15 protein-coding genes and 1 tRNA gene are annotated in these 25,398 nt (G+C 67.1%); all 16 read left to right on the top strand.

What is annotated here, in order from left to right; translation table 11 throughout:
* Positions 1-82: 82 nt before the first annotated feature.
* Positions 83-2,791 carry a PAS domain S-box protein gene (locus ACZ5PP_RS07575; protein WP_012585858.1) on the top strand — a complete coding sequence of 903 codons (2,709 nt, stop codon included), beginning with the start codon at positions 83-85 and terminating at the stop codon, positions 2,789-2,791.
* Positions 2,766-3,404, top strand: a complete 639-nt coding sequence (locus ACZ5PP_RS07570) for a response regulator transcription factor (RefSeq protein WP_012585857.1) — start codon at positions 2,766-2,768, stop codon at positions 3,402-3,404. The genes ACZ5PP_RS07575 and ACZ5PP_RS07570 overlap by 26 nt, the downstream gene beginning before the upstream one ends.
* Before the next feature lie 144 nt (positions 3,405-3,548).
* On the top strand, positions 3,549-5,291 hold the full coding sequence (locus ACZ5PP_RS07565) for a potassium/proton antiporter (RefSeq protein WP_464826931.1): 1,743 nt from the start codon (positions 3,549-3,551) through the stop codon (positions 5,289-5,291).
* A 100-nt stretch (positions 5,292-5,391) separates the two neighbouring features.
* Positions 5,392-6,279, top strand: a complete 888-nt coding sequence (gene folD / locus ACZ5PP_RS07560) for a bifunctional methylenetetrahydrofolate dehydrogenase/methenyltetrahydrofolate cyclohydrolase FolD (protein ID WP_464826930.1) — start codon at positions 5,392-5,394, stop codon at positions 6,277-6,279.
* A 10-nt stretch (positions 6,280-6,289) separates the two neighbouring features.
* On the top strand, positions 6,290-6,781 hold the full coding sequence (gene purE, locus ACZ5PP_RS07555; protein WP_004298182.1) for a 5-(carboxyamino)imidazole ribonucleotide mutase: 492 nt from the start codon (positions 6,290-6,292) through the stop codon (positions 6,779-6,781).
* A 10-nt stretch (positions 6,782-6,791) separates the two neighbouring features.
* The gene (locus ACZ5PP_RS07550; RefSeq protein ID WP_004298181.1) at positions 6,792-7,958 is read left to right on the top strand and encodes a 5-(carboxyamino)imidazole ribonucleotide synthase; all 1,167 of its coding nucleotides are present in this window, start codon (positions 6,792-6,794) and stop codon (positions 7,956-7,958) included.
* Positions 7,959-7,968: 10 nt separating this feature from the next.
* Positions 7,969-9,081, top strand: coding sequence for an L-threonylcarbamoyladenylate synthase (locus ACZ5PP_RS07545; RefSeq protein WP_004298179.1), 1,113 nt, complete (start codon positions 7,969-7,971; stop codon positions 9,079-9,081).
* Between the two features lie 315 nt (positions 9,082-9,396).
* A tRNA-Ala gene (locus ACZ5PP_RS07540) sits at positions 9,397-9,472 on the top strand.
* Between the two features lie 299 nt (positions 9,473-9,771).
* Entirely contained in the window at positions 9,772-14,880 is a 5,109-nt protein-coding gene (locus tag ACZ5PP_RS07535) for a RecQ family ATP-dependent DNA helicase (protein WP_004298177.1), read from the top strand.
* Between the two features lie 64 nt (positions 14,881-14,944).
* Positions 14,945-16,441: a type I restriction-modification system subunit M gene (locus ACZ5PP_RS07530; RefSeq protein WP_004298176.1), complete on the top strand. Its 1,497-nt coding sequence runs from the start codon at positions 14,945-14,947 to the stop codon at positions 16,439-16,441.
* A complete protein-coding gene (locus ACZ5PP_RS07525; protein WP_464826929.1) occupies positions 16,438-17,964 on the top strand; it encodes a type I restriction-modification system subunit M in 1,527 nt (508 codons plus the stop codon). The genes ACZ5PP_RS07530 and ACZ5PP_RS07525 overlap by 4 nt, the downstream gene beginning before the upstream one ends.
* Positions 17,906-19,792: an ATP-binding protein gene (locus ACZ5PP_RS07520; protein ID WP_464826928.1), complete on the top strand. Its 1,887-nt coding sequence runs from the start codon at positions 17,906-17,908 to the stop codon at positions 19,790-19,792. The genes ACZ5PP_RS07525 and ACZ5PP_RS07520 overlap by 59 nt, the downstream gene beginning before the upstream one ends.
* On the top strand, positions 19,785-20,963 hold the full coding sequence (locus ACZ5PP_RS07515) for a restriction endonuclease subunit S (RefSeq protein ID WP_464826927.1): 1,179 nt from the start codon (positions 19,785-19,787) through the stop codon (positions 20,961-20,963). The genes ACZ5PP_RS07520 and ACZ5PP_RS07515 overlap by 8 nt, the downstream gene beginning before the upstream one ends.
* Positions 20,964-23,966 (top strand): type I restriction endonuclease subunit R, encoded by a 3,003-nt coding sequence (locus ACZ5PP_RS07510; RefSeq protein WP_464826926.1) that lies wholly within the window; start codon positions 20,964-20,966, stop codon positions 23,964-23,966.
* 168 nt (positions 23,967-24,134) lie between these two features.
* The gene (locus tag ACZ5PP_RS07505) at positions 24,135-24,413 is read left to right on the top strand and encodes a VF530 family protein (protein WP_004298167.1); all 279 of its coding nucleotides are present in this window, start codon (positions 24,135-24,137) and stop codon (positions 24,411-24,413) included.
* A complete protein-coding gene (locus ACZ5PP_RS07500) occupies positions 24,410-25,267 on the top strand; it encodes a PA4780 family RIO1-like protein kinase (protein ID WP_273422550.1) in 858 nt (285 codons plus the stop codon). The genes ACZ5PP_RS07505 and ACZ5PP_RS07500 overlap by 4 nt, the downstream gene beginning before the upstream one ends.
* Positions 25,268-25,398: the final 131 nt, after the last annotated feature.

Below are 25,398 nucleotides of genomic sequence, written 5' to 3'. Positions count from 1 at the left end.
CACCGGATGACGCGGGCGGTCGCGCTCGACAACAATCCTGCTCCCGATCCGCCTCCCCGCGCCGCTCGTCCGGCCATCCTCCATGCAAGCCTCCGCCGCCGCCCGGGCGACCCTGTCGCGCTGGTACTGGGCCATGCCCTATCTCGCGGTGACCGTGCTCGCGCTGTCGATGCTCGCGGTCGTCTGGCTGCTGCAGGCGCGCGAGACCGCGGTCGAGCGCGACGCGCTCGCGCGCGACCTGCAGTGGACCGAGCAGTCGATCCGGCGCGCCATGCTCACCACCGAGGAGTTTCTCGTCCAGCTCGCGCGCGACCTGTCGGCGGGCACGCTCGACCACGACGACTTCCAGCTGCGCGCCAACGAGCATCTGGCGATCAACCCCGCGCTCGCCAACCTCGCCTGGGTGGACCGCGAGCACGTGATCGCCTGGTCGGCGCCCTTCGACACCCGTGACCTGCTCGCCGGCGAGATCCTCGTGGATGACCAGGTGGAGGCCTTCCAGAACAGCGCCCTGTCCGCCCGCCTGACCTACGGCCGGCCCTACATCGACGCGCGCGGCAGCGCGGTGATCGAGGTGTACGCGCCCGTGCTGCGGCGCGGCGATTCGCTCGGTGCGATCGTCGCCGTGTATTCGATCGAGCGCATGCTGAGCCGGCTGGTGCCGGCGCGCTTTGCCGAAAAATACCGGCTTGCGGTGCTCGACCGCGATGGCGGCGTGCTGACCCTCAGCTCGGCCCTGCCGCCCGCGCAGGAGGCGCTCTCGCTTACCCTCGCGCTCGATCCGCCGGGCAACGGCCTCGCGCTGCAGGCGATGGCCTTCCGGCCCGGTGGGGCGGTGCTGCGCTACCTGCCGGCGGTGCTCATCGTGGGGCTGTCGCTGCTGGTGCTGTGGAGCCTGTGGACGCTGCGCCGCCACGTGCAGCGCCGGGTGCGGGTGGAGAAGGAGCGCGACCAGCTCTTCGACCTTTCGCTCGACCTCTTGTGCGTCATCGATCTCGATGGTCGTTTCGGGCGCTGCAACCCGGCCTTCGAGCGCGTGCTCGGGCACGACCCCCGGAGCCTGCCCGGGTGCTCGCTGATCGACTTCGTGCATCCCGAGGACGTTTCCGAGACGCTGGCGATGTTGCGCCGCCTCGCCGGCGGCGAACCGGTGCGCTTCGAGACGCGCTGCCGCTGTGCCGACGGCAGCTACAAATGGCTGATGTGGAGCATCAACCCGGTACGCGAGGAGCGTCTGGTCTACGCCGTGGCGCACGACGTCACCGGACGCAAGGCCACCGAGGACGCGCTGCGCGCCGAGTCCGCCTTCCGCAAGGCGATGGAGGACTCGGTCGTCACCGGCCTGCGCGCGATCGACCTGTCGGGACGCATCATCTATGTGAACACCGCCTTCTGCCGCATGATCGGCTTCGACGAGGACGAGCTCGTCGGCGCCGGGCCGCCCTTTCCCTATTGGCCACCCGAGCAGCTCGCCGAATGCGAGCGCAACCTGTCGATGACCCTGTCGGGGCGCGCGCCGCGCAGCGGCTTCGAGATGCGCATCCTGCGCAAGAACGGCGAGCGCTTCGATGCGCGCTTCTACCTTTCCCCGCTGATCGACCTCACCGGCCGGCAGACCGGCTGGATGGCCTCGATCACCGACATCACCGAGCCCAAGCGCGTGCGCGCCGCGCTCGAGTCGGCGCACGAGCGCTTCGAGGCGGTGCTCGACGGCCTCGACGCCGCGGTGTTCGTGGCCGACGCGCGCACCGACGAGATCCTCTTCGCCAACCTCGCCTTCAAGCGCATCCATGGTTTCGACGCGGTCGGGCGCACCGTGCGCGGGGTGGCGGTGCCGCAGCCCGAGCGCGGCGACTACCGCGTCGATCCGCGCAACCTGTCGCCCGCCGACGTGCCGCGCGAGCTCTTCGACGGCGAATTGCTGCACCCGCAGTCGGGGCGGTGGTACCACGTGCGCGAGCAGGCCACACGCTGGGTGGACGGGCGCGTGGTGCGCATGGGGATCGCCACCGACATCACCGACCGCAAGCAGACCGCCGCGGTGGCGCGCGAGCAGGAGGAGCGCCTGCAGCGCACTTCGCGCCTGATCACCATGGGCGAGATGGCCTCGACGCTGGCGCACGAGCTCAACCAGCCGCTGGCGGCGATCGCGAACTACTGCGCCGGTTCGGTGACGCGGCTGCAGTCGGGCAAGGCGAGGACCGAGGACGTGCTCGCGGCGATGCAGAAGGCGAGCTTCCAGGCCGAGCGCGCCGGCAAGATCATCCGCCGCGTGCGCGAGTTCGTGAAGAAGAGCGAGCCGCAGCGCTGCGCGGTCGACCTCGTCGAGGTGCTGGAGGACGCGATCGGCTTCGCCGACATCGACGCCCACCGCACCCGCATCCGCATCCACACGGAGCTCGAGCCCGGGCTGCCGCCGGTGTACGCCGACCGCATCATGATCGAGCAGGTGCTGCTCAACCTGATCCGCAACGGCCTCGACGCCATGGCCGACGCCTTGCCCGAGGCGCGCGTGCTGACGGTGCGGGTGCGCACCGTCGGCGCGGACGCGGTCGAGGTCGCGGTGATCGACCGCGGCCACGGCATCAGCGAGGAGGGCAGGGCGCAGCTGTTCACGCCCTTCTACACCACCAAGGCCGAGGGCATGGGCATGGGGCTCAACATCTGCCGCTCGATCGTCGAGTTCCACAACGGCAGATTGCTGGTCGACGCCAACCCCGAAGGCGGTACCATATTCACGTTTACCCTGCCGACGGAGTCCGCAATTGAGCGCAGTGCCCGCAGCGCCTGACCAGATCGTACATGTCGTCGACGACGACGAAGCCCTGCGCGACTCGCTCGCCTGGATGCTGGAGGCCAACGGCCACGCGGTCGCGGTGCACGAGTCGGGCGAGGCCTTCCTCGCCGCCTGCACGCCGGAGATGACCGGCTGCGTGCTGCTCGACGTGCGCATGCCGGGCATGAGCGGGCTGGAGGTGTTCGAGGAGCTCGGGCGGCGGCGCTGCGGGCTGCCGGTGGTGTTCATCACCGGCCACGGCGACGTGCCGATGGCGGTGTCCGCGCTCAAGCAGGGCGCGGTGGATTTCGTCGAGAAACCCTTCGGCGAGCGCGAGATGCTGCGCGTGGTCGAGCAGTGCCTGCGCCTCGAGCGCGAGACCCGCGACCGCCGCCTGCAGGAGGCCGACACCGCGCGCCGGCTCGGGCTGCTCACCCAGCGCGAGCGCGAGGTGCTCGAGCTGATCATCGTCGGCAAGCTGAACAAGCAGATCGCCGACGTGCTCGGCATCAGCATCAAGACCGTCGAGGTGCATCGCGCGCGCGTGATGGAGAAGATGGGCGCGCATTCGCTCGCCGAACTCGTCCAGCACGTGGTGGTACTCGAACCCGGCGCCGTTCCGCGCTGACCCCGGCGCGTGCCGACGGGCGATCTCCGCGCCCGCATGCGCAGGAACTTTCTTCCACCCGGGCGGCTCCGCTGTGGGGTGTGCCGTGTGCGATCGCCCCGTTTTGCCGAAAGCCCCTTCCAACCGGCTGGACCCCGCCGCCGCATGACCGGAATCAACGCGCTCTTCCTGCTCACCGGCCTGCTGCTGTTCATCAGCGTGCTCGCCAGCACCATCTCCGCCCGGCTCGGCTTGCCGCTGCTGCTGCTCTTTCTCGGCGTCGGCATGCTCGCCGGCGAGGACGGGCCGGGCGGCATCGTCTTCGAGGACTTCTTCATCGCCTCGCTGATCGCGCAGGCGGCGCTCTCGGTGATCCTGCTCGACGGCGGCCTGCGCACGCGGGTGAGCAGCTTCCGGGTGGCGCTGAGGCCGGCCGCGGTGCTGGCCAGCTGGGGCGTGATCGGTACGGCGGCCCTGCTCGGCGTGTTCGCCACCTGGCTCCTCGATGTCGACTGGCGGCTGGGCATGCTGCTCGCGGCGATCGTCGGCTCGACCGATGCGGCCGCGGTGTTCGCGCTCCTGCGCAACAGCGGCGTCCGCCTCAACGAGCGCGTCCAGGCCACGCTGGAGATCGAGTCCGGTGCCAACGATCCGATGGCGATCCTGCTCGTTACCGCCATGGTCGGCACGCTGCTGCAGCCCGAGACCGCCACGCTCGGCAGTTTCGTCTGGATGCTGGCGAGCCAGCTCGGACTCGGCGCCATCCTCGGCCTTGCCGGGGGCTGGGTGCTGTCGCGGCTGATGATGCGGCTGGCGCTGCCCGACGGGCTGTATGCGTTGCTGATCCTGTCCGGCGGCACCTTGGTTTTCGCGGCGACCAACCTGCTGAACGGCAGCGGCTTTCTCGCCGTGTACCTGGCAGGCATCGTCGTCGGCAACCGCCGCAGCCATGCCACCGAGCACGTCCTGCGGGTGATGGACGGCCTGGCCTGGCTCGCCCAGGCGGGCATGTTCGTCGTGCTGGGGCTGCTGGTGACACCGTCGAAGATGATCGATCATGCCGCCGAGGCGCTGGCGATGGCGGTGTTCCTGATGCTGGTGGCGCGGCCGCTGGCGGTGGCGATCGGGCTGCTGCCCTTCCGCTATCCGCGCAACGAGCTCCTCTACGTGAGCTGGGTGGGCCTGCGCGGCGCGGTGCCGGTGGTGCTCGCGATCGTGCCGGTGGTGATGGGCGTGCCCGATTCGCAACTGCTGTTCAACGTCGCCTTCGCGGTGGTGCTGCTGTCCTTGCTGGTTCAGGGCGCGACCGTGCCGCTGGCGGCGCGCTGGCTGGGTGTCGAGGTGCCGCCGCGCGACGAGCCGCGTGACAAGCGCGAGGTGTGGGTGGGCGAGGCGGCGGCGGTGGACATGCTGGAGTTCTGCGTCGCGGCCGGCGCCAAGGCCGACGGGCGCCATCCCGACGAGCTCGGCACCGACCATCCCGGCCACGACGTGCGCTGCGTGGCCTTGGTGCGCGAGGGCAGCCTGCACCGCCTGACCCCCGACACCCGCCTGCGTCCTGGCGACTCGGTGTGGATGATCGCGCCCGACGAAATCTCCGAACAGCTCGCGCGCACTTTCGCCGGCAGTCGCGGCGAACTCACCGCCAACGCCAGCTTCTTCGGCGAGTTCGTGGTCGACCCCGACAGCCGTGCGAGCGACCTCGCCGACGCCTACGGCCTGCGCATCGCGGAGGCCGAGCGCGAGTTGGCGATGGGCGAGTTGCTCGCCGTCCGCCTCGGCCGCCCGCCAGTGGTCGGCGACCGCGTCGACATCGGTGCCTTCGCGCTCACGGTGCGCGAGATGGGCGACAAGGGCCGCATCACCGCCATCGGCCTCAAGTGCCCGCCGTTCGGCGGAGGGCGTTGAGGCGGGCCGCATTGGCCGCACGATGCCGACCCGAATCCGCCGTACGGGCCGCCGCCGCCGCGATGCTGTAAAATCGCGGTTTTTTTCGGGGGCTTGAAGGATGACCGCTCGCATCATCGACGGCAACGCGCTGTCCGCGCGCGTGCGCGGCGAAATCGCCGAACGTGCGGCCGCGCTCACGGCGCGTGGCGTGCAACCCTGCCTGGCGGTGATGCTGGTGGGCGCCGACCCGGCCTCGGCGGTCTACGTGCGCAACAAGGTCGCCGGCTGCGAGAAGGCCGGCATCCGCTCGCTGCGCTTCGACTACCCCGAGACCGCCACCCAGGCCGAGGTCATGGCCAAGCTCGCCGAGCTCAACGCAGACCCCGCGGTGCATGGCATCCTGGTGCAGCTGCCGCTGCCGAAGCACCTCGACGAGACCGCGGTGCTCGAGGCGATCGACCTCAAGAAGGATGTCGACGGTTTCCATGCCGAGAACGTCGGCCGCCTGTCGCAGTGCCGCGAGGCCTTCATCCCGTGCACGCCGCACGGTGTCATGAAGATGCTCGAGTCCAGCGGCACGCCGGTGCAGGGGGCCGAGGCGGTGGTGATCGGGCGCTCGAACATCGTCGGCAAGCCGATGGCCACGCTGCTGACCAACGCCGGCGCCACCGTCACCGTGTGCCACTCCAGGACGAAGGACCTCGCCTTCCACACCCGCCGCGCCGACATCCTGGTGGCGGCGATCGGCAAGCCGCGCTTCGTCACCGGCGACATGATCAAGCCGGGCGCCACCGTGATCGACGTCGGCATCAATCGCCTCCAGGACGGCCCCGACGCCGGCAAGCTGTGTGGCGACGTGGATTTCGAGTCGGCCAGGGAAGTCGCTGGCGCGATCACCCCGGTGCCGGGCGGCGTGGGGCCGATGACCATCACCATGCTGCTGGAAAACACCGTGATTTCCGCCGAACGCGCCGCGAGCGATCGCAAGCTCGCGGCCGGCAAGTGAGGACTGCGAGATGAACGAAACCCAACCCGTCGTCGGCATCATCATGGGCTCCAACTCCGACTGGCCCACGATGAAGGCGGCCGCGAAGATGCTGGAAGACTTCGGCGTGCCCTTCGAGGCCAAGGTCGTCTCCGCCCACCGCACCCCCGACCTGATGTTCGAGTACGCCGAGGCCGCGCGCAGCCGCGGGCTCAAGGCGATCATCGCGGGCGCCGGCGGTGCGGCCCACCTGCCGGGCATGGTCGCGGCCAAGACCACGCTGCCGGTGCTCGGTGTGCCGGTGCAGTCGAAGGCGCTGTCGGGGCAGGACTCGTTGCTCTCCATCGTGCAGATGCCCAAGGGCATCCCGGTCGCCACCTTCGCCATCGGCGAGGCGGGCGCGGCCAACGCGGGCCTCTTCGCGGTGGCGCTGCTCGCGGTCGAGGATGCCGTGCTGGCGCACAAGCTCGCCGACTTCCGTGCCCGCCAGACCCAGGCGGTGCTCGACATGACCCTGGATTGAGCGTCGCATCATGATCCTCCCGCCTGCCACCCTGGGCATGCTCGGCGGCGGCCAGCTCGGCCGCTTTTTCGTTTCGGCCGCGCACGAGATGGGCTACAAGGTCTGGGTGCTCGACCCCGATCCGCACAGCCCCGCCGGCCTCGTCGCCGACCGCCACCTGGTCGCCGCCTACGACGACTACGTCGCCCTCGACAGCCTGGGCAACGAATGCGCTGCGGTGACCACCGAGTTCGAGAACGTCCCCGCCGACACGCTCGACTACCTGACCAAGTTCATCCCGGTACACCCGGCGGCGAGCGCGGTCGCGGTGTGCCAGAACCGCATCGCCGAAAAGACCTTCCTCGCCGACAACGGCCTGCCGCACGGCCCCTTCGCGGTCGTCCGCAGCGAGGACGACGTGCGCGCAGCCAATGCCGGGCTGTTCCCCGCCATCCTCAAGGTGGCCCGCTTCGGCTACGACGGCAAGGGCCAGTCCCGCGTCGCCGACCGCGACGAGGCGCTCGCCGCCTTCCAGCACTTCAAGGGCGAGCCCTGCGTGCTGGAGAAGATGCTGGCGCTGGACTACGAGGTGTCGGTGGTGCTGGCGCGCGACGAGGCGGGCAATGTGCGCGCCTTCCCGACCGGCGAGAACCGCCACCGCAACGGCATCCTCGACGTGACCATCGCGCCGGCGCGCGCGTCGGCCTTCCCCAGTGAGGGTACGCAACTGAGCGCGCAGGAGATCGCCGAGCGCATCGCCGGCAAGCTCGGCTACGTCGGCACGCTGGGGGTGGAGTTCTTCGTCTGCCGCGGCGAGCTGGTGGTGAACGAGATGGCCCCGCGCCCGCACAACAGCGGCCACCACACCATCGACGCCTGCGACGCCAGCCAGTACGAGCAGCAGGTGAGGGCGCTGTGCGGCCTGCCGCTGGCCACTCCGCGCCAGCATTCGGCGGCGGTGATGGTGAATCTGCTTGGCGAGCTGTGGTACGAGGATGGCAAGGGCCATGGTGCCTACCGCGAGCCCGACTGGTCGGTGCTGCACGCGGTGCCCGGCCTGCGCCTGCATCTCTACGGCAAGCACCACGCCCGCCCGGGGCGCAAGATGGGCCATTTCGTGGTGATCGGCGACGATGCCGCCGTGGTGCTCGAGCGCGCGCTCGCCGCGCGTGCCGCGATCGGCATCCGCGACGAGTGAGCGCCGGCCGATGAGTACCCCCGGGGCCGGACGGCGCGGCCGCATCGAATCCTCCACGCCCGCCGCGATCGCCGAGGCTGCTGCCCTGCTGCGTGCGGGCGAACTCGTCGGCATGCCGACCGAGACGGTCTACGGGCTGGCCGCCGACGCGCTCGACCCCGAGGCGGTGAAGAAAATCTTCGCCGCCAAGGGCCGTCCCGCCGACCACCCGCTGATCGTGCACCTGCCCTCGGTCGAGCACCTGCCGCAGTGGGCCGCCGCCATCCCCAAGGACGCGCTCGCGCTCGCGCGCGCCTTCTGGCCCGGCCCGCTGACGCTGATCCTGAAGCGCACACCCGACGTACCCGACGAAGTCACCGGCGGGCAGGACACGGTCGGCGTGCGCGTGCCCGCGCACCCGGTCGCGCTCGCCCTGCTGCGGGCCTTCGACGGCGGGCTGGCCGCGCCCAGCGCCAACCGCTTCGGCCGTATCAGCCCCACCACCGCCGCGCATGTGCATGAAGAACTCGGCGAGCGCGTGGCGATGATCCTCGACGGCGGTGCCTGCGCGGTCGGCATCGAATCCACCATCCTCGACTTCTCGCGCGACGTGCCGGAGATCCTGCGCCCGGGCGCGATCACGCCCGAGGACATCGCGCGCGTCATCGGCCGCCGGCCGCGGGTGCCGGGCGAGTCGGTCGCGGAAACCGCTTCCGCGCGGGCAGGGCAGTGCGGCGACGCGTCCGGACTCGCGGAAGCCGCCGCCCCCAACGCCGCAGCCGATGCAGCGCAGCCCGCTCCGCGCGTCTCCGGCGCACTCGCCGCCCATTACGCCCCGCGCACCCCGCTGCGCCTGGTCGAGCCCGCGCTGCTCGCCGACGAGGCCGCCGCGCTGGCGGGCGAGGGCAGCCGCGTCGCAGTGCTCGCCCACTCAACCTCCGATCCGCGTGACGCCCGCCTGAGCTGGCGCAGCCTGCCGGCCGATCCCGCCGCCTACGCCCAGGGCCTGTACGCCAGCCTGCGCGCCCTCGACGGCGTCGGCGCCGACTTAATCCTGATCGAAGCGCTCCCCGGCGGCCCCGGCTGGCGCGCCGTCGCCGACCGCCTCGGCCGCGCCGCCGTCGGCTCCGGCGCAACTGACTAGCCCTGCCGCGCCCTCGCGCTACCTGCCCCGCAGGAGCGACGCAAGTCGCGATGACGGCCTCCGAGCCTTCGCCGACGCCTCATCACCGCCCCACCGCCGGATCGCGACTCGCGTCGCTCCTGCAAAGGGCACACGTAGGAGCGACGCAAGTCGCGATGACGGCCTCCGAGCCTTCACCGACGCCTCATCACCGCCCCACCGCCGGATCGCGACTCGCGTCGCTCCTGCAAAGGGCACACGTAGCCTCGAACGGCGCAAATGTGCGCAAGGCACTTCCCTTTCGCGCGGGGTCTCACTATAATGCGCGCTCTTTCAGGGCCGATAGCTCAGCTGGGAGAGCGCTGCGTTCGCAATGCAGAGGTCGGGAGTTCGATCCTCCTTCGGTCCACCAAGAATTCCTAGCAAAAACAGCGCATTACACTTTGCAGTGTGATGCGCTGTTTTGCTTTGTATGGCAGGTTTTTGCTGAGTCAGTGTGGCAAAGTTGTGCCGGGTAGTGCCATTGCCAAGTGCATAGCAAAGCCGTGCCGCTATCATGCGGACTACGCCGCAGTGGTCTTCCGTCCCTTCCTGCAGTCGGTTTGTCGTCTGCTGCGTGCTTGACGACCTCATTCAGGTCGCGTTGGCCAAACGCAGCAAGCGACAGATTTCCGGATGGCGCAGACACCGCAAACCCTCCAGCCAAAGTGCTTGATCTTCGATCTTGAGACTGTTCCGCAAGCAGACGGTGGCCGGCAGCAGATCATCAAGATCGGAGCATTGCGACCGGATACCGGTGAAACGCTCGAGCTGAATACCGGCGCGGGGCTTCGTGCGGCGCTCGTCCGCCTCGATGCGATGTCCGCGGGGGCGAGCTTCGTGCTCGGGCACAATGTGTTGGCTCATGACTTGCCCGTGTTGCGCGAGGTTGCGCCCAACTCTGCGCTGCTGCAGCTTCCGGTGATCGACACACTGCACCTGTCGCCGCTCGCCTTTCCGCAGAACCCCTACCACCGGCTGATCAAGGACTACAAGCTGATCCGCGACAGCCTGAACTCGCCGCTGTCCGACTGCCGCTCGACACTGACGCTGTTCGCCGACCAGCAGAACGGTTTCGACAAGCTGTTCGAGGCGAATCCCGAGGAGTTGCTGTGCTACCAGGCCTTGATCGCGCCGCGCACCGGAGCGGGGCTGGGTAATTTCCTGTTTGCGCTCACGCGGCGCGCTCCCTTGTCGCTGGCGGAGGTCGCCTGTCGCCTGCCGGCCTTGCTGGCGGAGACCGACCCCGCGCTCGAGCGCGAACTCAAGGTCTGCCGCACCCGGCTGACAGGTCTGCTAGAGGACGATCTGCGACGGCCCGAACTGCATTGGCCGATCGCCTACGTGCTGGCATGGCTGCGGGTGTCGGGTGGTAATTCGGTGCTCGCCCCTTGGGTGCGCCACCAGTTCCCGGCGGTGGGGCAGCTGATCGCCGAGTTGCGCGATCGGCCTTGCGACGACCCCGGCTGCACCTACTGCCGCACGACGCACGACCCCCGGCGGGAACTCAAGCGCTACTTTGGCTTCGACGATTTTCGCTACGAGGCGGAAGGCCGCAGCATGCAGCACGACATCGTCCTGGCCGGCATGCGAAGCGAGCCGGTGTTGGCCGTGCTTGCCACCGGTGGCGGCAAGTCGATCTGCTATCAACTGCCGGCGCTGAATCGCTATCACCGCAACGGCAGCCTCACAGTGATCATCTCGCCGCTGCAGTCGCTGATGAAAGATCAGGTGGACGGCCTGCTCGCGCGCAACGTCCAGTGTGCGGCCGCATTGAACGGCTTGTTGACCATGCCCGAGCGGGCCGACGTGCTGGAGAAGATCCAGTTGGGCGATGTGGGCATGCTGCTGGTGTCGCCCGAGCAGTTCCGAAACAACGCTTTTCGCAAAGCGATCGCCAATCGGCAGATCGGTGCCTGGATCTTCGATGAGGCGCACTGCCTGTCGAAGTGGGGCAACGATTTCCGACCGGACTACCTTTACGCGGCGCGTTTCATCCGTGAGTTCACCGGCGAGGGTGAGCTCGCCCCGATCGGGTGCTTCACCGCCACCGCCAAGCAGGATGTGCTGGACGATATCCGCAAGCATTTCCTCGATGAGTTGGGCGTTCGCTTCAAGTCCTTCATCGGCACGCCCGAGCGCCCGAACCTGCATTTCGAGGTCTTTCCGGTAGCGGCCGGCGAGAAGTTTGCGCGCACCCACGACTTGCTCCGCGACGAACTCGAGGGGCGTGAGGGCGGTGCCGTGGTGTTCGTCGCCAGCCGCAAGAAGGCGGAAGAGTTGGCCGATTTCCTCATCGGGCAGAACTGGACCTGCAGGCATTTTCACGCTGGACTGCAGCCACACGAGAAGAAGGACATCCAGGACGCTTTCATTCGTGGCGAGCTGCGCGTGATCGTCGCCACCAACGCCTTCGGTATGGGCGTGGACAAGCCGGATGTGCGCCTGGTCGTCCACGCTGATATCCCCGGCTCCTTGGAAAACTACCTTCAGGAAGCAGGCCGTGCCGGGCGGGACCAGGACGATGCCCGTTGCGTCTTGCTTTACGACCCGCAGGACATCGAAACCCAGTTTGGGCTCAGCGAGCGTTCACGGCTGAGCTATAAGGACATCCAGCAGATCCTGAAGAAGCTCCGATTCGAAGCCGCCAAGCGCAAGGGCGGACAGGTGGTGATCACCGCGGGCGAAATTTTGCAGGACGAGACCGTCCAAACCAGCTTCGAGTCGGATGACCGGGATGCGGAAACCAAAGTCGTTACCGCCATCGCCTGGCTGGAGCGTGGGCAGTTTCTACGGCGACAAGAGAACCACACGAAGGTTTTTCCCGCCAAGCTGTGCCTGACTGAGGAAGAGGCGGCAAAGCGGCTCGACAACGCCCGCCTGCCTCACCGGCGTCTCGAGGAATTCCGCGCGATCCTGCGCTACCTGTATTCAGCCGACGCAGACGAGCGCATCAATACCGACCAGTTGATGTTGCTGACCGGGCAGACGAACGAGGAGGTCAGCGCTGCGCTCAGGCAGCTCGAGGCGCTTGGCCTGCTGGAGAACGATTCTCAGCTTACGCTTTACCTGCGTCACGGGATTGCCGGGGCGTCGAGCGAGCGCCTGCAGCGCTGCCTGGCGCTGGAGGCGGCGCTGTTCAAGGTCTTGCGCGAGCTCGCGCCGGACGCGGACGACGGGTCGTGGCAGGACGTCAACCTGCCGCCGCTGACGGCCGCCCTGCGCGAGCGCTGTGGCCAGGCCGAGCTGCTGCCCCTGCATGTCTCCCGCCTGCTTCACAGTCTCGCGCTCGATCGCGACGGCGACAGCCAGCAGCGCAGCAGCTTCGAGCTCCGGCAGGTCAACCGCGACCATCTCAAGCTGCGCATCCGCGGCGGATACAGCTGGTCGCAGGTCGAGGGGCTGGGCGACAAGCGGCGGCGCATCGCCGCGGCGGTGCTGCCCTTCCTGTTCGGCAAGTTGCCACCCGGGCAGCGCGGCAAGGACTTGCTGGTGCAGACCACCTTTGGCGAGCTTCAGCATCTCCTCGCAGCGGACCTGGAACTGTCCACCACGATCAAGCCGGAACAGCGTCTCAAGGCGCTGGAGCACGTGCTGCTCTACCTGCACCACCAGGAGGTGCTGACTCTCAACCACGGCATGACCGTGATGCGGCGGGCGATGACGATCGACATCAACCCGGACAAGCAGGGCCAGCGCTATGTGAAGGACGACTTCCAGCGCCTGGACGAGCACTACCGGGAGCGCCGCATCCAGGTGCATGTGATGCGCGAATACGCCGAGATCGCGCTCAGGGAGATGGCCGACGCCTTGCGGCTGGTCATGCATTACTTCACCCGCAGCAAGGACGATTTCCTGCGCCACTACTTTCCGGGCAAGGAAGAGATCCTGCAGCTTGCCACCAGCGAGGGCTCGTGGAAGGCGATCATCGACGCGCTGAACGCCACGCAGAAGGCCATCGTCACGGACCACCGGGACCAGAACCGGCTCGTGCTCGCCGGCCCGGGTTCAGGCAAGACGCGGGTCGTAGTGCATCGCATCGCTTACCTGTTGCGTGTGCGGCGCGTGCCGGCCGCGGCGATCATCGCGCTCACCTTCAACCGGCATGCGGCCAACGAGATCCGCAAGCGCCTGTTTGCCTTGGTCGGCAACGATGCGATCGGGATCACTGTGCTCACCTATCACGCCATGGCCATGCGGCTGACCGGCACCAGTTTCGATCGCCGCGACAAGGTGGAAGAGGGCGAGCTGGATGCCGTCCTCGACCGCGCTGCGGAACTGCTGGAAGGCCGTGCATCGGTCGAAGGCGAGGACGATCTGCGCGAGCGTCTGTTGCAGGGCTATCGCTACATTCTGGTGGACGAATACCAGGACATCGACGACCGCCAGTACCGGCTCGTCAGCGCGCTCGCCGGGCGGCACGACGAACAGGAGGGTGACCTGTGCATCCTCGCCGTCGGTGACGACGACCAGAACATCTATCAATGGCGGGGCGGCAGCAACCGCCACATCGCACGTTTCTGCGAAGAATACGACGCGCAGATCAGCTATCTGGTCGAGAACTACCGTTCCAGCCGGGCCATCATCGGCGCCGCAAATCACCTGATTGGCCAGAATGCCTCGCGGCTCAAGGTGCAGCATCCCATCCGTATCGATCCGGCGCGTGCGACCGGGCCGGCGGGCGGCGCGTGGGAAGCGCTCGATCCCGAGCGGCGCGGCAGCGTGCTCCGGCTTCGCATTCCGGGGGCGGACCGCAACTGCGGCAACCTCCAGGCCCAGGCTGTAATCGCAGAGTTGGACCGGCTCCGGGCACTGGAGGTGCGGGATCACTGGCAGGGTGTGGCAGTGCTGGCGCGCAGTCACCGCTACCTGTGGCCGGTGCAGGCCTTGTGCGAGCGCAAAGGCATTCCGTATTTCCTTGCGGCGGACAAGCAGAACGGCTTGCCGCTCACCCGGCAGCGTCCCTTCGTCCGCCTGGTCGCGCATCTGCGTGCCCTTGCCGTGCCTTCGCTCGCTGCTGCGGCGCTAGCGCAGCACGCCAGCGAGCTGACCGCGGATCCGGTCTGGCGGGATTTCTTCGCGACCGCGCTTGAGCAACTCGGCAGCGAGTATGGCGATTGCCTTCTTGCGCCGGGAACGATGGTCGACTGGCTCTACGACTACGCCCGCGAGATTCGGCAGCAGCCGCGCCCGGGGCTGTTCCTCGGCACGGTGCACTCGGCAAAGGGGCTCGAGTTCCGCCACGTCGCCGTGCTGGATGGAAACTGGGAGGCGTCGGCCGAGCAGATGGAAGAGGCCCGCAGGCTCTACTACGTAGGCATGACACGGGCGGAGGAAACGTTGACGCTGTGCGACTTCGAGCCCGGCAACGCATTCGTCACGACGCTCAGCGCCGCTACGCAGCACCGCCGTTTTGAAGGCGATCATGACCCAGCGCTGGACGTGCAGTATCAGTTGCTGAGCCTCGGCGATGTCGACATCGGCTTTGCCGGCCGGCAGCGTCCCGGTGCATCGGTGCATGAGGCGATCAGCCGGCTCGAGCCCGGCGATCCGCTGGCGTTGCGCGCCGACGGTGATCGCTACGTGCTCCTCGACCTTCGCGGCAACATGGTCGGACGCACTGCAAAGGCCTTCAAGCTGGCGCTCGAGCCCGAGAGGTGCGAGGTCGCCGGCATCGTCGTGCGATACAAGGAGGAAACCGAGCCCGCGTACATGGATGCGGTCAGGTGCGAGCAGTGGGAGGTCGTCGTTCCGCGGTTGCGCGGCAGCCAGAAGGCCTGACCCCCTGCTGTGCGCGTCTCATCTGCGATAATCCAGCCCAGTTTTCCACCTGCGAGTACGCGCCTTGCATCAACCCAGCATCACGCTCGCCCAGCTCGAATCGCACCTCTGGGAGTCGGCCAACATCCTCCGCGGGCCGGTCGACGCGGCCGATTTCAAGACCTACATCTTTCCGCTGCTCTTCTTCAAGCGCATCTGCGACGTCTGGGACGAGGAATACCAGGAGATCGTCGACGAGACCGGCGACGAGCAGCTCGCGTGGTTCCCCGAGTCGCACCGCTTCCAGATCCCCGACGATTGCCACTGGAACGACGTCCGCGCCAAGGCTGCCAACGTCGGCGCGGCGCTGCAGCACGCGATGCGCGAGATCGAGAAGGCCAACCCCGACACGCTCTATGGCGTGTTCGGCGATGCCCAGTGGTCGAACAAGGAGCGCCTGTCCGATGCGCTGCTCAAGGATCTCATCGAGCACTTCTCGAAGCTGCCGCTCGGCAACGGCAACGTCACGTCCGACCTGCTCGGCGACGCATACGAATACCTGATCAAGAAGTTCGCCGACGCCACCAACAAGAAGGCCGGCGAGTTCTATACGCCGCGCAGCGTGGTGCGGCTGATGATCGACATGCTCGACCCGCGCGAAGGCGAGACCATCTACGACCCCGCCTGCGGCACCGGCGGCATGCTGCTGGCCGCGGTGCAGCACGTGCAGGAGATGCACGGCGACGTGAAGCGCCTGTGGGGCAAGCTCTACGGGCAGGAGAAAAACCTCACCACCTCGTCCATCGCGCGGATGAACCTCTTCCTGCACGGCATCGAGGACTTCAAGATCGTTCGCGGCGACACGCTGCGCAACCCGGCCTTCTTCGACGGCGACCGCCTGTCCGCCTTCGACTGCGTCATTGCCAACCCGCCGTTCTCGTTGGAGAAATGGGGCGAGGATCTGTGGCTCAACGACCCCTTCGGCCGCAACTTCGCCGGCCTGCCGCCCTCGTCGAGCGGCGACTTCGCCTGGGTGCAGCACATGGTCAAGTCCATGGCCGACGGCACCGGCCGCATGGCGGTCGTGCTGCCGCAAGGTGCGCTGTTCCGCAAAGGCGCCGAGGGCGGCATCCGCCAGAAGCTGCTCGAGCTCGACCTCATCGAAGCGGTGATCGGCCTGGCGCCCAACCTGTTCTATGGAACCGGTCTGGCCGCGTGCATCCTGGTGCTGCGCAAGAAGAAGCCGGCCGCGCGCCGGCGCAAGGTGTTGGTCGCCGACGCCTCTCGCCTCTTCCGGCGGGGTAGGGCGCAGAACTATCTAGAGGCCGAGCACGCCGCGCAGATCCTCGGCTGGTATCGCGACTTCCAGGACGTGCAGGACGCGGTGAGGGTCGTCGCGCTCGACGAGATCGAGGCCGAGGACTGGACACTCAACATCTCGCGCTACGTGCTGCCGCCGCTGCAGGAAGACATCCCGCCGCTGCCCGAGGCGATCGCCGCCTTCAAGGACGCGCTCCAGCGCTGCCGCGAGGCCGAAGAGCGCCTCGCCCAGGTCATGGCGGAAGGGGGCTGGCTGAAATGAGCAGGCGCATCACCCAGCAAGAACTCGAAAGCTACCTCTGGGGCGCGGCCGTGTTGCTGCGCGGGCTGATCGACGCCGGCGACTACAAGCAGTTCATCTTCCCGCTGCTGTTCTTCAAGCGGGTCTCCGACGTCTGGGACGAGGAGTACGAGGTCGCGCTGGCCGAGTCCGATGGCGACCTGTCCTATGCCAAATTCGCCGAGAACCATCGCTTCCAGATCCCCGCGGGCGCGCACTGGAACGACGTGCGCCAGACGCCGCGCAACGTCGGCGCCGCCATCCAGCAGGCGATGCGGGCGATCGAGTCTGCCAACCCGGACCTGCTCGACGGCATTTTCGGCGACGCGCCGTGGACCAATCGCGAGCGCCTGCCCGACGAAACGCTCAAGAACCTTATCGAGCACTTCTCCACGCAGACGCTCTCGGTCGCCAACGTGCCCGAGGACGAGCTCGGCAACGCCTACGAATACCTCATCAAGAAGTTCGCCGACGACTCCGGCCACACCGCGGCCGAGTTCTACACCAACCGCACCGTCGTCCACCTGATGACGCAGCTTCTCGCCCCGCAGGCGGGCGAGTCCATCTACGACCCCACCTGCGGCACCGGCGGCATGCTGATCTCCGCGCTGGACGAGGTGAAGCGCTCGGGCGGCGAATACCGCACGCTCAAGCTCTACGGTCAGGAACGCAATCTCATCACCTCGTCGATCGCGCGCATGAACCTCTTCCTGCACGGCGTCGAGGACTTTCAGATCATCCGCGGCGACACCCTCGCCGAGCCGCGCCACATCGAAGGTGACCGGCTGCGCCGCTTCGACGTCATCCTCGCCAACCCGCCGTACTCCGTCAAACAGTGGGACCGCGAGGCGTGGACGCAGGACAAGTGGGGCCGCAACTTCCTCGGCACCCCGCCGCAGGGGCGGGCGGACTACGCCTTCCAGCAGCACATCCTCGGCAGCCTGTCCGACCGCGGTCGCTGCGCCATCCTGTGGCCGCACGGCGTGCTGTTCCGCAACGAGGAACAGGCCATGCGCAGCAAGATGATCGAGCAGGACTGGGTGGAGGCGGTCGTCGGCCTCGGTCCCAACCTGTTCTACAACTCCCCCATGGAGTCCTGCATCCTGATCTGCAACCGGCGCAAGCCGGCCGAACGCCAGGGCAGGGTGCTGTTCATCGACGCGGTGGGCGAGGTCACGCGCGAGCGCGCGCAGAGCTTCCTCAAGCCCGAGCACCAGCAGCGCATCCTCGGTGCCTTCAAGGCCTTCGCCGACGCGCCCGGCTTTGCCCGGGTGGCGACGCTCGCCGAACTGCACAAGAACGCCGGCAATCTGTCGATTCCGCTGTACGTGAAGCGCCCGTCGGCCAGTGCCGCCGCCGCGGCGGCCGGCGGCGACCAGCCGGCCAGCCTCGCCGAGGCCTGGGACGCCTGGCAGGAGAGCGGGCGGGCGTTCTGGCAGCAGATGGATGCGCTGGTCGAGACGCTGGACGGGCTCGGCGTGGCGAAGGAGGCAAGCGATGCGTAGCGCACAGGAACTGCTCGACGAGCTCAACGCCAGCGACGAGTCGCCGCGCATCGAGGCCAAGCGTGCGCGGGAGGTCGGCAAGTCGGTGCTGGAGACCGTGATCGCCTTTGCCAACGAGCCCGGCATGGACGGCGGCCACTTGCTGCTCGGCGTCGATTGGTCGATCAACGACAAGGGCGACACCGTTTATCGCCCCGAGGGCGTGCCCGACCCCGACAAGCTGCAGCAGGACCTGGCTTCGCAATGCGCGAGCATGCTCAGTTTTCCATTGCGTCCGGAGATCAGCGTCGAACGCATCGACGGCAAGACCCTGGTCGTGGTGTATGTGGCCGAGGTGGATAGCGGGCACAAGCCGGTCTATCTCAAGGCCACTGGCCTGCCGCGCGGAGCCTTCCGCCGCATCGGCTCGACCGACCAGCGCTGCACGGACGAGGATCTTTGGGTGCTGCGCGGCGACACCCGGCCGCAGAAGGGGCCGGACCAGAGCATTCTTACCGATGCACGCCTGGACGATTTCGACCCCGCCGCGCTGGCCGAATACCGCCGCGTGCGCAGCCGCTTGAACGCCAGCGCTGAGGAGCTCGGTTACAGCGACGACGATCTGCTCAAGGCGCTCGGCGCGGTGCGTCGCGTCGATGGCGAGCCGCGCCCCACGTTGGCCGGCATTCTGCTGTTCGGCAAACCGATGGCGCTGCGCCGCATGCTGCCGATGGTCAAGATCGACTACATCCGCGTGCCTGGCATCGAGTGGATGGAAGACCCGCACGAGCGCTTCCAGTCCATCGAGATCCGCAAGCCGCTGCTGCTGGCGCTGCCCCTGGCCGAAGCCAGCATCATCGACGAGCTGCCCAAGGGTTTCCACCTGCCCGAGGGCGAACTGCACAGCGTCCAGGAGCCGATTGTCCCGCGTAAGGTGATCCGCGAGGCGCTGGCCAATGCGGTGATGCACCGCAGCTACACGCAGCACAGCCCGATCCAGATCATCCGCTACAGCAACCGCATCGAGATCCGCAACGTCGGTCATTCGCTCAAGCCCGTGGCCGAGCTGGGCATTCCAGGCTCACGGCTGCGCAACCCCACCCTGGCTGCCGTGCTCCACGACCTGAACCTGGCCGAAGCCAAAGGCACCGGCATCCGCAGCATGCGCCGCCTGGCTGCCGAGGCCGGGCTCACGCTGCCCGAGTTTCACTCCAGCCGCGAGTCGGACGAGTTCCGCGTCACGCTCTTCCTGCACAACCTGCTCACCGAGGACGACCATGCCTGGCTGCGCTCGCTGAGCAGCGAGCCGCTGGATGCCGACGAAACCAAGGTGCTGATTTACGCTCGCGCCACCGGTGCGGTGGACAACACGGCGTGCCGCGACTTCAGCGGGCTGGACACGCTGACCGCCAGCCGCGTGCTGCGCCGCCTGCGAGACAAGGGTTTGCTGGAAAAACATGGAGGCGGCAGCCACACGTATTACGAACTGGCCAGCCCAACAATCCCCACGCCGCTTGCAATCCCCCCAAGCTCAAGTGCGCCAGCAGGGGAGGCTTGCAACCCAAAGCATGCAACCTTGCCTCTCGAGCTTGCAACCTTGCTTGCAACCCTACAGGGCCGCGTCAGCACGGAAGCCTTGCGTGGAGGCATTGTGCGCCTGTGCGCATGGCAGGCTTTGGGCGTGGACCAGCTTGCAAGTTTTCTGAACAAAGACCGGCACTACTTGCGCAACAAGCACCTGATTCCAATGGTGCGAGAGGGGCAGCTGCGCTTTCGCTACCCCGAAAGCGCTAAACACCCGCACCAGGCCTATGTCGCCGCCGGCGCGGAGGACAGGAACAATGGCTGAGAAGCAACTGAAGCCCGGCTGGAAGGTGTGGCGCTTTGACCAGATCGCCACCAACGTCAACGAGCGGGTCGACAACCCTTCCGAATCCGGCATGGAGCATTACGTCGGCCTCGAGCACCTCGATTCCGATTCGCTGAAGATCCGGCGCTGGGGCAGTCCGGACGACGTCGAGGCGACCAAGCTCGTCTTCCGCAAGGGCGACATCATTTTCGGACGCCGCCGGGCGTATCAGCGCAAGCTCGGGGTAGCGGAGTTCGACGGTATCTGTTCGGCGCATGCCATGGTGCTGCGGGCGAAGCCAGAGGTCGTGTTGCCGGAGTTCCTGCCGTTTTTCATGCAGAGCGACGTGTTCATGAATCGGGCGGTGGAGATCTCGGTTGGGTCGCTGTCGCCGACGATCAACTGGAGGACTTTAGCGGTACAGGACTTTGCTCTACCACCACTTGATGCTCAGGGTGCAATAGTTGAATTACTCAACGCGTGCGCGGAAAGTACCCGGCGTTCGGAAGATGCACTTAACGCCGCAAGGCATGTCCTCCAAGCGTACAAAGACACTCTGGTTGGCAGAGCAGGGCCCGGCAAGTCAGAGAGTTGCCTATTGAGCGGCCTGTTGCTTCAGTCTCCAGAGAGTGGATGCAGTGCGCCACCGCGGGACGCAGTTACCGGCCACTTTGTGTTGGGCTTGGCATCATTGTCCCGCACCGGATACGTGTCGGGAGACTTCAAATCAGTTGAGCCGACCAGCAGAATGCTCGCTGCGAGGCTTGCTGTCGGCGACCTCCTGATATCTCGATCGAATACAGCAGATCGTGTCGGATACGTGGGGATCTTCACTGACGAACGAAATGACGTTTCTTTCCCCGACACAATGATGCGGTTGAAGCCGAACCCTTTCCTGATCGATCCTCGCTACCTCGAAGCATTGATGCAAGCGACTCCCGCACGGGAATATCTCATGAGGATTGCTGCAGGAACGAGCGCGAGCATGAAGAAGATAAATCGCGCCAATCTGCTCAATATGCCACTGAGGGTGCCACCGCTTGAGGACCAGCGAGTGTTTCTGGCAACTCTGGGTACGCTCAGGAAAGCTATGAATGCGCAGTTGGAACGACTCGAGACGGCGCGTAGTTTTGCGAGAAAAGCTGCGGCAACGGCGCTGGATGGAGGTTAGATGTTCACTGAATCCAACACCGTCGAGGCCTACCTGTCCGACCTCCTGGCGGACTTAGGCAACCCCCTCGCTAATAAGGCCGAAGAGCCCTCTCCCAACTACCTCCGCAAGCCAAGGCGCACTGGTTGGCACTTCGCAGCCCCCGCCGACATCCCCCGCCAGCCGCATGAGCTCCTCGTCGAACCCTGGCTGCGCGACGCCCTCATCCGCCTCAACCCCGAAATCGCCGCCCAGCCGGACCTCGCCGACGAAGTCCTCTACAAGCTGCGTGCCATCGTGCTGTCGGTGCGTTCCGACGGGCTGATCCGCGCCAACGAGGAAATGGCCGCCTGGATGCGGGGCGAGCGGTCGATGCCCTTCGGGCCGAACAACGCGCATGTGCCGGTGCGGCTGATCGACTTCGACGACCCGGCGCGCAACGACTTCGTCCTCACCCGTCAATTCACCTTCCGCGCTGGCCCCGCCGAGCGCCGCGCCGACCTGGTGCTGCTGGTCAATGGCCTGCCGCTGGTGCTGATCGAGGCCAAGACGCCAGTGAAGAAGTGCATCAGCTGGGTCGACGGCGCGCTGCAGGTGCATGAGGACTACGAGAAGTTCGTCCCCGAGCTGTTCGTCTGCAACGTGTTCTCGGTGGCGACCGAGGGCAAGGAGTTCCGCTACGGCTCGATCGGCCTGCCGGTGAAGGACTGGGGGCCGTGGAACCTCGATGGCGGAGCGGACGATACACGCGGCCAGACGCATCCGCTGAAGTCGCTGCGACAGTCGGTGGAGAGCATGCTGCGTCCGCAGGTGGTGCTCGACATCCTCGCCAGCTTCACGCTGTTCGCCACCGACAAGAAGAAGCGCCGCATCAAGATCATCTGCCGCTACCAGCAATACGAGGCGGCCAACAAGATCGTCGAGCGCGTGCTGGCGGGCCAGCCGAAGAAGGGCCTGATCTGGCACTTCCAGGGTTCGGGCAAGTCCCTGCTGATGGTGTTCGCGGCGCAGAAGCTGCGCATGCACCCGCGGCTGAAGAACCCCACGGTGCTGATCGTGGTGGACCGCATCGACCTTGATACCCAGATCACCGGCACCTTCACCGGCGCCGACATCCCCAACCTGGAAAAGGCCGACTCGCGCGAGAAGCTGCAGCAACTGCTGGCGCAGGACGTGCGCAAGATCATCATCACGACGATCTTCAAGTTCGGCGAGACGCCAAACGGGAAAGCCGGGGCGCTGAACGAGCGCAGCAACATCATCGCCCTGGTCGACGAGGCGCACCGCACCCAGGAAGGCGACCTCGGCCGCAAGATGCGCGAGGCGCTGCCCAACGCCTTCCTGTTCGGCCTCACCGGCACGCCGATCAACCGCGCCGACCGCAACACCTTCTACGCCTTCGGTGCCGACGAGGACGAGAAGGGCTACCTGAGCCGCTACGGCTTCGAGGAGTCGATCCGCGACGGCGCCACGCTGCGGCTGCACTTCGAGCCGCGGCTGGTGGACCTGCACATCGACAAGGCCGCGATCGACGAGGCCTACAAGGACCTGACCGGCGGCCTGTCCGACCTCGACCGCGACAACCTCGCCAAGACCGCCGCCAAGATGGCGGTGCTGGTGAAGACGCCCGAGCGCATCCGCCGCATCTGCGAGGACATCGTCCAGCACTACCAGAGCAAGGTCGAGCCCAACGGCTTCAAGGGCCAGGTCGTCACCTTCGATCGCGAGTCCTGCCTGCTGTTCAAGGCCGAGCTCGACAAGCTGCTGCCGGCCGAGGCGACCGACATCGTCATGTCGGTGCAGCCGGGCGACCGCAAGGAGCGTCCCGAATACGCCCGCTACGACCGCAGCCGCGACGAGGAAGAGCGCCTGCTCGACCGCTTCCGCGACCCGGCCGACCCGCTCAAGCTGATCATCGTCACCGCCAAGCTGCTCACCGGCTTCGACGCCCCCATCCTGCAGGCGATTTACCTCGACAAGCCGCTGCGCGACCACACGCTGCTGCAGGCGATCTGCCGGGTGAACCGTACCTATTCCGAGCAGAAGACGCACGGCCTCGTCGTCGATTACCTGGGCATCTTCGACGACGTGGCTGCCGCCCTGGAGTTCGACGACCAGAGCGTGAAGCAGGTCATCAGCAACATCCAGGAGCTGAAGGACAAGCTGCCCGAGGCAATGCAGAAATGCCTCGCCTTTTTCCCCGGCGTCGACCGCAGCCAGCAAGGCTACGAAGGCTTGATCGCCGCCCAGCAGTGCCTGCCGAACAACGACACCCGCGACGCCTTCGCCGCGGAATACAGCGTGCTCGCGCGCATCTGGGAAGCACTGTCGCCCGACCCGCTGCTTGGACAGTACGAGACCGACTACAAGTGGCTGTCGCAGATCTACCAGTCGGTGCAGCCGTCGAGCGGCCACGGCAAGCTGATCTGGCATTCGCTCGGCGCCAAGACCATCGAGCTGATCCACCAGAACGTGCATGTCGACGCCATCCGCGACGACCTCGACACCTTGGTGCTCGACGCCGACCTGCTCGAGGCCGTGCTGTCGAACCCTGACCCGAAGAAGGCGAAGGAACTCGAGATCAAGCTCAACCGCCGGCTGCGCAAGCACCAGGGCAATCCGAAGTTCAAGGATCTATCCGAGCGGCTGGATGCGCTCAAGGAGCGCTTCGAGTCCGGCCAGATCAACAGCGTCGACTTCCTCAAGCAGCTGCTGCAGATCGCCAAGGAAACCCTGCAGGCTGAAAGGGAGACCCCTCCCGAGGAAGACGAGGACCGCGGCAAGGCCGCGCTGACCGCGCTATTCAACGAGGTGAAGACCCCCGAGACGCCGATCATCGTCGAGCGCGTGGTGACGGACATCGACGAGATCGTGCGCCTGGTGCGCTTCCCGGGATGGCAGGGGACGCAGGCGGGGGAACGGGAGGTGAAGAAGGCGCTGCGGAAGGCCTTGTTCAAGTACAAGCTGCACGCGGACGAGGAGCTGTTCGAGAAGGCGTTCAGTTATATCCGGCAGTATTACTGAGCGACCCGAGCATCAACGGGCAAAACGACACATGACCACGCAGACCCATTTCAGCCTTCTGCCGCCCGTTACACCCCGGATTGACAACGCGCGCCAGCGCGGAGTATCAGTCACTCCCCCTGCAGCAAGCGATCCGCACAACCGTCAGTCTCGACGCGAGAAGACCCGATGACCGCAGCACAACCCAAGAATCCGCTCCATGGCCTGACGCTCGAACGGATCGTGACCGACCTGGTCGCCTGCTTCGGCTGGGCGGGCCTGGGGCGGCGGATCGACATCCGCTGCTTCAACCACGAACCGAGCATCGCCTCGAGCCTCAAGTTCCTGCGTCGCACGCCGTGGGCGCGCGAGCAGGTGGAGGCGCTGTATCTCGATACCCTGCGTGCGGCCGCCCGGCCGGGCGCGGCAACGGACCCCGACACCCCGCGGAGCACCCCGAACACGTGAAGACCCCGAGCAGAATTGAACCGCTGGTGGCCGACGGCCTCGTCGACCACGTCCTGCGCCAGCTCATGAGCGGCAAGGAGGCCATGGTCTATGTCGTGCAGTGCGGCGACGAGCTGCGCTGCGCCAAGGTGTACAAGGAGGCCAACAAGCGCGGCTTCCACAAGGCGGCCGACTACACCGAGGGGCGCAAGGTCAAGAACAGCCGTCAGGCGCGCGCGATGGCCAAGGGCTCGCGCTACGGCCGCCAGGAGCAGGAGGCGGCGTGGCAGCACGCCGAGGTCGACGCGCTGCGGCGGCTCGCCGCGGCCGGGGTGCGCGTGCCCGTGCCCTACGACTTCCACGAGGGCGTGCTGCTGATGGAGCTGGTGGCCGACGAGGACGGCGAGCCGGCGCCGCGGCTCAACGATGTGGTGCTCGACGAGGCGGATGCGCGGCGCTTCCATGCCGATCTGGTGCGCCAGGTCGTGCGCATGCTGTGCGCCGGCATCGTCCATGGGGATCTGTCGGAATACAACGTGCTGGTCGATCGCGACGGGCCGGTGATCATCGACCTGCCGCAGGCGGTGGATGCGGCGGCCAACAACAACGCCCGCGCCATGCTCGAGCGCGATGTCGGCAACCTCGCCGCCTACTTCGGGCAGTTCGCCCCCGACCTGCTCGACACCGCGTATGGCAAGGAGATCTGGGCCTTGTACGAGTCGGGCAAGCTGCAGCCCGAGAGCGCGCTCACCGGGGTCTTCGAGGTGGAGGCCGGGCACGCCGATGTCGATGAGGTGATGCAGGTGATCGAGGCGGCGCGTCGTGAGGAGGCCGCGCGCCAGGCGGGCCGGGCAGAGGCCGCCGGCCAGCGCTGAGCGGCGAGGCGGACTCCGATGCGCGCTTGCCCGGGCGTCTCGCCCGACGGGGTCGAGTGCGATCGGCCGATCCGATGTTCCATTGGTCGGTCCGGATCGTCGGTGACGTGCGTCGCAGACTCGACAGCATT

Source organism: Thauera sp. DNT-1, from assembly GCF_055393985.1.
The sequence above is the reverse complement of the archived record's forward strand: the minus strand, read 5'-3'. Positions and strand labels throughout refer to the sequence as shown.